Annotated in this window: 8 protein-coding genes; 4 read left to right on the top strand and 4 right to left on the bottom strand. The window is 40.3% G+C overall.

Annotated elements, in window-relative coordinates:
- Nucleotides 1-188: 188 nt before the first annotated feature.
- From ABZB17_RS14925 to ABZB17_RS14915, 3 genes are all read left to right on the top strand, one after another.
- Entirely contained in the window at nucleotides 189-410 is a 222-nt protein-coding gene (locus tag ABZB17_RS14925) for a hypothetical protein (RefSeq protein WP_372651154.1), read from the top strand.
- A gap of 37 nt (nucleotides 411-447) precedes the next feature.
- On the top strand, nucleotides 448-1,707 hold the full coding sequence (locus tag ABZB17_RS14920) for a peptidase U32 family protein (protein WP_372651152.1): 1,260 nt from the start codon (nucleotides 448-450) through the stop codon (nucleotides 1,705-1,707).
- Between the two features lie 71 nt (nucleotides 1,708-1,778).
- Nucleotides 1,779-2,687, top strand: coding sequence for a hypothetical protein (locus ABZB17_RS14915; RefSeq protein ID WP_372651150.1), 909 nt, complete (start codon nucleotides 1,779-1,781; stop codon nucleotides 2,685-2,687).
- Between the two features lie 630 nt (nucleotides 2,688-3,317).
- Here ABZB17_RS14915 and ABZB17_RS14910 read toward each other — a convergent pair.
- Nucleotides 3,318-4,226, bottom strand: a complete 909-nt coding sequence (locus ABZB17_RS14910; RefSeq protein WP_372651148.1) for a sugar phosphate isomerase/epimerase family protein — start codon at nucleotides 4,224-4,226, stop codon at nucleotides 3,318-3,320.
- 134 nt (nucleotides 4,227-4,360) lie between these two features.
- Nucleotides 4,361-5,485, bottom strand: a complete 1,125-nt coding sequence (locus ABZB17_RS14905; RefSeq protein WP_372651146.1) for an acyltransferase family protein — start codon at nucleotides 5,483-5,485, stop codon at nucleotides 4,361-4,363.
- A gap of 130 nt (nucleotides 5,486-5,615) precedes the next feature.
- On the opposite strand from ABZB17_RS14905, the gene ABZB17_RS14900 reads away from it, so the two are divergent.
- Nucleotides 5,616-6,440 (top strand): mechanosensitive ion channel family protein, encoded by an 825-nt coding sequence (locus tag ABZB17_RS14900; protein ID WP_372651144.1) that lies wholly within the window; start codon nucleotides 5,616-5,618, stop codon nucleotides 6,438-6,440.
- 157 nt (nucleotides 6,441-6,597) lie between these two features.
- On the opposite strand, the gene ABZB17_RS14895 is transcribed toward ABZB17_RS14900, so the two are convergent.
- Both ABZB17_RS14895 and ABZB17_RS14890 read right to left on the bottom strand, forming a co-directional pair.
- On the bottom strand, nucleotides 6,598-8,238 hold the full coding sequence (locus ABZB17_RS14895) for an AMP-binding protein (RefSeq protein ID WP_372651142.1): 1,641 nt from the start codon (nucleotides 8,236-8,238) through the stop codon (nucleotides 6,598-6,600).
- Between the two features lie 461 nt (nucleotides 8,239-8,699).
- The coding region (locus ABZB17_RS14890) for a histidine kinase (RefSeq protein ID WP_372651141.1) at nucleotides 8,700-11,481 on the bottom strand (2,782 nt) is incomplete at its 5' end.

Here is an 11,481-nt window from a genome sequence, read left to right as displayed (position 1 = left end):
CAGTCTCTGCTTCTCGAAATGAAGTTATAAAAGTGGGTCATGCATTGCACAAAACGGGAGGATGTTTGTGACTCTCAAATAATCTTCCTCCGGAAATTCAATGGGCAATGTTCAATAAACTGTGTCATGAATAACGCCAAGGAACACATAAAGGATGTTAAGGAATGGAAGATGGCGTGAAGGAACTCATGAGCAACGTGAAGGAACACAAAGTAAGCGCCAAGGAACGCATGAGCAGTTTTAAGGAACACGTGGTAAGCGCTAAGGAACGCGTGAGCAGCGTTAAGGAACACATGGTAAATGCTAAGGAACGCATGGGCAACGGTAAAAAATACATAAACCACCTGATGAATGGGATAAGCGATGTCCTCATTATTTTCATCCCATCCGTAATTCCCAAAAACTCTTAACTTTGCACCGCAATTTTTAAAACTTCACGCATAAGCAATGGAAAGAAGAGATGTGGAAATAATGGCGCCGGTTGGTTCGTACGAATCGTTAATGGCAGCCATTCAGGGAGGAGCCGGATCGGTGTATTTTGGTGTTGAAAACCTTAACATGCGTTCGCGCTCGTCTAATAATTTTAATCTCGACGACCTGCGTAAAATCGTACGTATTGCCACCGAAAATAAGGTAAAAACTTACCTAACCATGAACGTGGAAATTTTCGACGGCGAACTGGATAAAATGCATGAAGTTATCGATGCCGCCAAAGAAGCCGGTGTGTCGGCAGTTATTGCAGCCGATGTTTCGGTAATTCAGTACGCCCGGTCGGTTAATCTCGAAGTGCATATTTCAACCCAGGTAAATATCACCAACATCGAAGCCGTAAAATTCTACTCCAATTTTGCCGATGTTGTGGTGCTGGCGCGCGAAATGAACCTTGGGCGCGTTTGGGAAATCAGCGATCAGATTAAAAAGCAAAATATTACCGGGCCAAATGGCGAACTGATGAAAATTGAAATGTTTGTACATGGTGCGCTGTGTATGGCCACCAGCGGCAAATGTTACCTTAGTTTGCACGAAATGAACTCGTCGGCAAACCGTGGGGCATGCCTGCAAACCTGCCGCCGGGCTTACACGGTTACCGATAAAGAAACCGGTGCCGAGCTGGAGATCGACAACGAATACATCATGTCGCCCAAAGATTTGAAAACCATTCATTTCCTCAATAAAATTCTCGATGCCGGCGTTTCGGTGCTTAAGATCGAAGGACGCGCCCGTTCAGCCGAATACGTAAAAACAGTTGCGCAGTGCTACCGCGAGGCTGTTGATGCTTATTTTGATGAGGAATTTACCGACGAGAAAGTGGAAGAATGGAACAACCGTTTGGAAACCGTGTTTAACCGTGGATTCTGGGATGGTTATTATCTTGGTCAGCGACTGGGTGAGTGGAGTAAAAACTATGGATCAAGGGCGAGCAAACGCAAATTGTATATCGGGAAATGCACCAATTATTTCAAAAAAATTGGTGTTGCCGAATTCAAACTGGAAACCAACAACCTGAAAGTAGGGGACGAGATAATTGTTACCGGCCCAACAACAGGGGTTTATCAAAACAACGTCAGCGAAATTCGTTTCGATCTACAACCGGTTGAAGAAGGCTTAAAAGGGCAACGAATCTCTGTGCCAATCGATGAAGTAATCCGCCGTGCCGATAAACTTTACAAGCTGGTTGATGCATCGCAGGTAAAAGAAAGACGATAGATTTATTTTACATTGTTTCCATTTCTGATAAAAACGGCTTAAATTAAACGCTGTAAGTCAAAGAGATGGTTGTGAGAAAATTGCTATTTGTTTTTATCTTGCTTATGGTTGGTGCATTTTCAGTAAATGCACAGCTTATAGGTTTCAGGGTGGCAGCCAATTCAGGCATGCTTATGTCCGAATTCGGAACTTCTGATGTACCGCATCCCAACGCTTTGCTTGCTTCGCCGGCTACCAGCAGCGACAGATTTACCCCGCAACTATCGGCAGGTTTGGAAGGTGAAATTCTGTTTCAGGTTACCGAAAAAACCTACTTCGGCATCGAGCTGGATTATACTCATCTGAAGGGTTTTAACGACGACCCACCCGTTTTTAATTATTTTCTTACACCTTATTTTCAGTATTACCAGGATGAGTTTATTGTTTCTCCGCTGGAATACAACACCCGCTTGTTTAATGTGGCTGTTAACTACAAATACTTTTTTATGCCCGACAAAACATTCACGCCTTTTTTTAAACTTACGGGTGTTGTGGCATTGGTGGGTACGGAATTAAAGTACCGGGATTTCTCTCAGGAAGAACCTTTGCCTGGTTTTGATTTGAACGTAATAGATTATGCTTTTAATGAAGGTGAAGGTGTAGATGTGCTTTATGCGCGCGGAACATCCATCTCGGAACAGAAAAAATGGCCGGCATTTCACGTAGGCGGAGGAATTGGTTTTGATTATGCCCTAAACGATAATTTACTGTTTGAAATTGATGGAACATGTACCGTTTTAAACTCAGGAATAATTGATGGGGTGCCTAATTTCACTTACGCCAACGAAGAGGGTGTTGATCTGCTAAAATACAACCGCCGTTTGTCGTTAACCACACAAATTAGTGTGGGATTGGTATTCTTGTTTGAAATTGGCGACGGCGGACGTGGTGGCGACGGAAGGATTGATCCGAACTTCCCATTCTACCGAAACAAACATTAGGATTGTTTTATTCCAGACAAAGTTGATAAAACATTTGGCGCATTGTTGACTATGGGATATACAGTCAGCTTATAGTTTCTTTTAGTTATTTCGTCCGGGACAACGAACAATCTTTATTCAACTTTCTTCGCCGGACTAGATCTGCTTCATTCTCTTTTTCCCGGCGCTTCCTGACTTTCGTCAGTAGCACCGGGTTATTGCCTCTCGCCCCCTTGGGGCTTTTAATAAAAAGCGCTGAAAGTGCGATATATTTTAGCCCGGGGCAGAGTAATTCTATGAATTACGTCGCCCTGGGTAAAGGTCGGATATATAAATCGTCCGGCGAAGAAAGCCGTTCAACGCTGGCGGTTGTTCCGGACGAAAATAACAATTGCTCCATTTCAGTAGAGGTATATAAAAATAAGGGAAGCGATGAATATTCATCGCTTCCCCTTTTTTTTGAAAGACAAACAACTAATTACCTTTTCAACTTTGTATTAAGTTTTTCAATCAACCCCTTTAAGTCATTTCAGGTATACAAAGTTGTTTAGATTTACGCGTACACCACTTTATTGTTTCGAAATAAAGCGGGATTAACAAAAATTAATGGTAAATCGACTGAAAAGAGTTAGTTAATAAGTTGTTACGTGTCTATAATGTTTTAAATACTTTTTCAAGAAGTGCCTTTGTGGCTATTACACCTTCGCGCTCCGACAGCTCGGATCCTTCAAATTCAATACCCACAAAACCTTTGTAACCCGCATCGTCAACAATTTCCATCAGTCGGTAATAATCCATATTGGCTTCGTCGCCGGCAGCGTTAAAAACATTGGTTTTTGCACTAACACCTTTTGCGTAAGGCATTAAAAGTTCAACGCCTTTGTAGCGGTCGTATTCTTCGCCGGTGTCGCGGTTAATCATAAAGTTTCCGAAATCAGGCAAAGTGCCCACACGTTTGTGGTCAACCATTTTCATTACCCCCGAAAGCCATTCACCATTGCTCGATAAACCACCATGGTTTTCAACAATAATGTTAATTTTTTGGGTATCGCCATATTCGCAAAGCATGTGTAGTCCATCAGCGGCAAGTTTTTGTTGCTCGTCGAATGTACCCCGGCTTCCGGCATTTACACGAATGGAATGGCAGCCCAAAAATGCAGCGGCATCAACCCATTTTTTATGATTTTCAACTGTTTTTACACGCTCGTCTTTTTCCGGATGGCCAACCATTCCTTCGCCATCGCACATAATCAGCACGTTGGTAACACCTTCATTTTTTGCAATTTTCTTTAGTTCGCCCAGGTATTTTTCGTCCTTTGCTTTGTCTTTAAAAAACTGGTTTACATACTCCACGCCGTCAATTCCCAGTTCACGGGTAACTTTCGGAAAGTCGAGGTTTGTCATTTCATTGGCAAACAAAGCCTTGTGAAACGACCATTCGGCCAGTGAAATCTGGTAACGCGATTTGGCACCATTCATTGCAAATGCCGGTGAAACAAGCATTGTTCCTGCCGCAGCAGCAGCTGTAGTTCTTAAAAAGTTCCTGCGATTTGTTTTCATCTCATTAAAATGTTTATTTCGTTTGTATTCGATGTAACTCTCGATGAATTTTAATTCTTTTTGTCAGTGAATTTGAAGAATTATAATTCATGTTCGTTTCATCATTTATAAATTTAGTTGATATCAAGTAAGTTTTAAACTCTAAAATATATTCGTTTTATAAACAGGTAATAGCAAAGCAGCCACTCCAAAGCGAGAACGCTTAAGGCAGTTGTGAGGTTTATTAAAAATTCAGGAGTTTTAAACCAGCTCAAAAAACCTGTAGTAAAAATGGCTACGAATCCGTTTAACCATTGGCCTCCAACTGTATTCGAAAAAAGGTAAATAAAAATGGAGTTAGTACCAACAACCACAAAAGGAAAAATCCATTGGTTGATTTTTTTTATGTCGATAAGCCAGTAGCTAAAAGCCAGTACCAGCAGTGCCCATCCACCCGATGCCAAAACAAACGACGAGGTGGAAATGCGTTTTATGATTGGTGTTACCGAAGTCCAGTCGAGTAAATACCCAAGAACTAAAATAGCTGATCCTCCAATTACCAGTTGCTTAACTTTTTCAGCCTGGCTTTTACCCGATTGCAGCAGTTGCCCGGCCACTACGCCCCAAATGGTATGTGCGGCTGTTGGAATACAGTTGATGGCTACCCAGCCACCGCCGTTGTTAATTTTTCCCATTAATAGCATGTCAACCCAACTTCCGAAATTATGATCTTTTACAAAGGGTTGATTATAGCCATCAAGCGGGAATGTACGATAAAGAATTTCAGTTAGCAGCAATAAGCCAAACGAAACAAAAATTTGTGTTGACCACTTGCAGCGCATTAAAAAATAGGCGATTAAAATGGTTACCGAAAGTTGCGATAAAACGTTCCAAAGCTCCCAGACCAGTTTGCGGCTGTAGCCACAGTGCAGGGCTACACCAAATGCCAAAAGGACAATGCAGCGTTGTATGATATGCCGGGTGATTGTTGTTTGTGAGTCGCCCCGTTTTTTTCGTTTGGCATACGAAAAAGGCATTGCCACACCAACAATAAACATAAAAAAGGGTTGAATAAGATCCCAAAACCTCAACCCGTTCCACGGATGGTGATGAAATTGCAGAAAGAAACTTTCAAAGACGGTTCCCGCAATTGGAGGCTCAACTAAAACCGACCACAAATGTGTGCCTTCAGCTACCAACAGAAACATTGTAATTCCGCGAAAGAAATCCAGCGACAACAGGCGATCCTCAGAAAAGAGTTTACTTGACTTTAAGTTCATTAAGTAGTAGTTAGTTGAAACAAATGTAGCAATATTTCCTGTTTAATTTGTATGTGAACATTTGTTCTGCCGCCTATTGATTCAGGTTTGATTTTCACCTAACTTGAAGAATATTCTAAATTAATATACTATGAATGAACAAGTAACAGGTTATATTGAAAAGGCCTATGATTTGATAATTACCTACGGTTTAAAGGTAATTGCGGCCATTGTAGTTCTGATACTGGGTTTTTGGATCATTAAAATTATTACCCGGAGAACTGCAAAAGTTATGGAGAAACGCCACGTTAATGTTTCGGTGAGCGGTTTTTTACAAAGTTTAATAAACATTCTTTTAAAGGTGATGCTTCTGATAAGTATTGCCAAAATGGTGGGGATTGAAACCACGTCGTTTATTGCGGTGCTTGGTGCTGCCGGACTTGCTGTTGGCATGGCTATGCAGGGAACCCTGGCAAATTTTGCTGCAGGAGTAATGATACTGGCATTTAAACCCTTTAAAGTGGGCGACCTCATTGTTTCGCAAGGGCACCTGGGAACTGTTAAAGAGATACACATTTTTGTTACTATACTTTTAACACCCGAAAACAAAACCGTGATCTTGCCAAATGCGGCCGTATCGGGCAACGACATTGTAAACTATACCACTGAAGGTTTGATAAGGGTGGATATGGATTTTGGTATTTCTTATGGTTCGAATATAAAACAGGCCAAAGACGTGTTAATGAAGATAATTGAAAGCCATCCGAAAGTACTGAAAGAACCGGCACCTTTTGTTGGAGTAAAAGGCCTTGGCGATAGTTCGGTGAACCTGGCCGTTCGGCCATATACCTTGCCTGTCGATTACTGGAAAGTATATTTTGATGTGTACGAAGCCGGAAAAATTGCACTCGATGAGGCCGGAATTGTAATTCCTTTCCCACAAATGGATGTGCATTTGGATAAGCTGGAGAATTAGATTACTACGATATTGATAAAAATGAGGCTGTACAAAAAGTCCTGAAATAAAAATAGAACACAAAGACACCAAGACGCAAAGTATTAGTTTTCAGATGATATTATTTGTGGCTTTGTGACTTTGTGTTGAACTTTTCACCTTTAAGACAGCCTCTTTTTTACACGTATTTGTATCGTTTTATGTTTCGTTTTGGCGTTTTTTCGAACTCTTCGTCAACCAGCTCAATGCGGCTAACATGCTCGTAACGCGGCAATTCGGCATTGACCTTTTTTTGGTTTTCGGCCATTATCGCCGGCAACTCTTTTTCATCAATATTATCGGTTTTCATCGATTCAAAATCGGGGTATACCAATGCCACCAGTTTATGGTCGCGCTCAACAACCACACACTCGGCAATATAACTTTGGTTGCAAAGTTTTGCTTCAATTTCTTCGGGGTAAATATTTTGCCCCGACGGGCCAAGCAGCATATTTTTCGATCGTCCGCGAATGTAAATAAAGTTGTTCTGATCAATTACACCCAGATCGCCGGTTTTTAGCCAGCCATCTTCGGTAAGCACCGCTTTGGTTTCCTTTTCGTTTTTGTAATAGCCCAACATTACATTTTCGCCTTTTACCTGAATCTCGCCCACCACATTATACGGATCTTGCGAATCGATTCGAACTTCCATACGGTCGACAAGCGTTCCGGCTGAAGAAGGCATTGTTTTATCCCATGCTTCGTAACTAATCAGCGGGCCGCATTCTGTCATTCCGTAGCCTATGGTAAACGGAAAATTTATGCGTTTAAAAAAAGCCTCAACGTCGGCGCTTAATGGTGCACCGCCAATTACAATTTCGTAGAAACGTCCGCCAAATGTTTCAACCATTTTAGTTCTGATCTTTTTCAAAATGATATTTGAAATGATCGGCAATTTCAGTAAAAATTTTACCGAAGGTTTTTCAATTGCCGGCAGAATACGTTTTTTGTAGATCTTCTCAATTACCAGCGGAACCGATAAAATAAGGTGTGGTTTTATTTCGCCAAAAGCTTTTGTAATAACAGCCGGAGAAGGCATTTTACTCAGGAAAGTAATGTGGCATCCTTTACTAACCGGGAATAAAAATTCGAAAAGTAGTCCGTAAACATGCGCCATTGGCAAAAACGAAACAATTTTATTTCCGGCTACCAAAGGCATGTGTTCCTGTGCAAAAATTACGTTTGATAGCAAACTGCGCTCGGGTATCATTACTCCTTTTGTAAAACCCGATGTACCTGATGTATACGAGATAATACACATTTCTTCGGGTTCCCATTCTTCAAAAACAAAAGCTGCTTTACTTAACTGGTTTTCCTTGTAGTATTGAAATCCGTCGTTGAGTTTGTATTGTATATTTTCGTCTTTTGCGGCATAAAAACTAAAATCTTCGAGTTTAATTACTGCCTGCAGCTTTTCTGAAACTTCAAGGTCAACCTTTTCTAAAAGAGCACTTGCTCCAATAACCAGTTTCGATTCGGAGTGATTGATAATGTGATTGGTATCGCTCTTGTTAAAATCGGGCAGAATAGGAACAATTACAAGCCCTGCAGAAAGTGCCGACAAAAAAGTGGCTGCCCATTGCGATGAGTTTCTTCCCAGAACTGCAATTTTATCGCCGCGTTGCAAACCGGCAAGTTGATAAAACAGGTGCAGCGATTTTATGGTCCCTGCAATGTCTTTGTAAATAAAATCACCACCTTCAAAATCGGAAAAAGCCAATTCCTCCCAGTTTTCGTGAAAAGCAGTGGTAAATAGTTTTGCTAATGTTTGATCACGCATTTCGAGCTGTTTAAAATTTAACTTCTAAAAATACCATATTTAGCATTAAAACAAATTGTTTGACCGTAATTATGATTGCTGGTGGAGGTGTAACCCGTGATTACCGGAAAAGTTTGAAATTGAAGCAAAAAAAAGCCAACCCTTGAGGTAGCGGGTTGGCTGTGTATTCCTTGTTTTGTTTGTCTTGATCTTAACTATTAGTTTGCTTTCAGGGACAGTGAAGGACAGTTTGCGTTTGCGTAGTTAATAACCGCGGTGTTTGTAACCTTTATCAAGCTTAAACAAGGAACCGAATGTGAGGAGATAAATTCTTCTTGTTTCTTTTTATAAATAATTTAAAGAACTGTTTTCTTAATTGCATTACAATATTACGTAATTGGTTTTAAATAAAATTAGGTATTTTATAAACGGTAGGTTCTGGCTAATAAGCGGTAGGTTCTACCGAATAAGTGGTTTTTGGCTTACTCAACAATTGGCACCAAAAGTGTAATTTTTGCTCCCGGATTTGTTTCTCCCGGGTAAAGTTCTTCATAACTAAGTTGGGTTTTTACCTGGTATTTTTCACCAATCAGCTGAATTCTTTTTTGTGTGAGGTTCGACGCCATATTCAGGTGGCTTTTCGTTTTTGAGAATGCTTTTGATTTTTCGAAACCAATACCGTTGTCTTCTATTATAATACGGATACTTTTTTCGTTAACGTAATTAAAACGTATGGTAATTTTTCCTTTGTCCTGCAGTTGTGAAATGCCGTGCCAAATGGCGTTTTCAACAAATGGTTGCACAATCATCGATGGAATGTTGTAGTCGTCTTGCTGCAATTGGTCGTCGAGAATTACGCTAAATTCAAAATGGTTTTCCATTCTGAACTGCTCCAGCTCAATATAATTTCGCAAACGTTCCACTTCATCATCCAGTAATACGGAGTTTGATTTAATGGAATTCATGGTTTGCCTGATTAGTCTTGCAAATCGCGAAAGATAAGCTCCGGCTTCTTCCGATTTGTTTTGCAGTAAAAACTTCTGAATCGAGCCCAGCGAATTAAATATAAAGTGGGGATTCATCATCGACTGCAAAGCTCGGTTTTCGAGCGTAACCAGCTGGTTGTCTTTTTCACGTTCGCGAAGTTGACGGCGGTAATAGTTTCTCACCATCAGGAATCCCAGAAACAGCAGGAGAAACAGTGCCCCGATTCTTGTGCTTACTCGTTGAAAGAAAGTAGGTATAACGGTAACAGGAAGTTCTATTACTTCGCTGTAGGGCTCCATATTCTTTCTTGATTTTAGCTTAAATGTGTAGTGCCCCGGTTTTAGGTTAAGGTATACCACCTGTTTTTCGGTACCGGTAATCCAATCGTTATTAACGCCTTCGAGCATGTATGCAAAATTCGACGGCGACGATGAGAAATTAAGACTCGAAAATTCAATGTTTAAGCGGTCTTTGTTTTTATATACGATTTCACCTTTGGCCAGCGCCATTTCTTTTTCATCAAGTGTTACTTTCGAAAAATAAGGTTTTGTTGGTATCGAAACGGCATTAACACATTCGCTTACCGGAATGAGTGTTAGCCCGTCGTCGGAAGCAACATATAAAATTTCGTTCTGGCAATACAGGTCGTTAATATTGTTGAAAGTGATATTTAAACGATTAAGCACCGCCGTTTCGCCCTTGATAACATCTGTTGGATTTGAAATAAAATAAACCGTTTGTTGATTGTACAGAAAAACCGTTTTGTCGTAGTAAATCATATCTTTTATTTTCAGGCTGATATGATCTTCCATGTTGTCGATAAGACTGAAAATACTGTCGTTGTGTATTAGTACAAGTTCTGAATTGTCGGCTTCTTCAATTTGAAGGACTTCGGTGGTTGAGTCGATTGTAATGTTCGATGCGATCCATTTTCCGTCGAAAACACTGTAAGTTGAATCGGTGGAAATTTGACCGCCGGCAACAACATGGTTGGTGTTTCCGTTTACAATTAAATCATTGTTGTAATTCAGAAAAATATTTCGTATTCGACCCCAGTCGGTATATTTTACGCGAAATTGCGGGTAATTACCTTTTAGTTCGCGAAAAAATAAATTGTCGTTTAAATAAAAATTTACTTTCGACTCGGATGAATCGACAACGGGTTTCCTAACATGAATATTCGACTTGTTTAGATTGTCGTATTCAATAGTGTTGTTTTTTGGATTGATTCTAAGATTCTTGTATATGTACAATTGAGTATTAATGCCACTTATCAGTAGTGAATTATCGCTAAGCTGAATAATCTGATCGAGTATATATTCACCAATATCTAATTTTTTATCGAAGAGTTTACCATCCTTGAAAATGAATAATGATTCGCCATTCGTTAGCCACAAAAAATCATCATTTGACGGGGCTATTGCTCTTACTCCTTTTTCATCAAACTGCTCCGCTTCAATGGTTTGGTATTTTAATATGCCGTCGTTAATTTTAAAAATACCATAGGTAGTTGAAGTGGTCCATAAATTGTTTTGAGCATCGAGAACCAGGTTCTGTATTTTTTTCATGGCATGATGAAAGACCAGGCTGTCGTTTTTAAAACAATACAGACCGTTATCGAATGTCGACACCCACAGGAATTCATCCTTAACCAGCATGTCGTTTACCACCTGGGCATCAATGTGTACGTAGTTTTTTGAAATCAGTCGCGAGCCCTGAAACAGGTGAATATTCCCATCTATATCGCATACATAGGTAACGCCTTCGGGCGATAAGGTAACGCGGGTAACATTAAAATCAAGCGGGTGGTTTTCCAGTAACTCATCTACACTGCTTTTTTCTACTATTCGGTTACTATCCCAAAAAAGCAGATTGTTATTGGTGTTTCTGGTGATATTGAAAATTACAGCACCGTTTAAGCTTGACGGCAGGTAGTCGATAAAACTGTTTCCTTTTATCACCGCAACTTCTCCGGTGCCATTAAACAGGTAAATGGTGGAGTCTTTATCCTGAAATAAATCGTGATAATAAAAGTTGGTTTTAATTTCGCTCAGGAAAGGAGCATTTTTTTCGTTGTATATTTTTTCGTTTAAGATGAAATTAACCGAACCGTCAATGTTCATGCACCAAATTCGGCCTTCCATATCTTCCTTCATCCGGGCAATACGGTTGTAGCTCATCCCGTCTTTGTTGGTGTACCGAGTGTAGCTTGTGCCATCAAAACGAACAACACCGGCGGAAGTGCCGAACCACATAAAATCATTTTTATCCTGCAAT

It is taken from the genome of Draconibacterium sp. (genome assembly GCF_041583095.1).
Taxonomy (GTDB): Bacteria; Bacteroidota; Bacteroidia; order Bacteroidales; family Prolixibacteraceae; genus Draconibacterium.
This window is presented reverse-complemented; position numbering and strand designations above follow the sequence as displayed.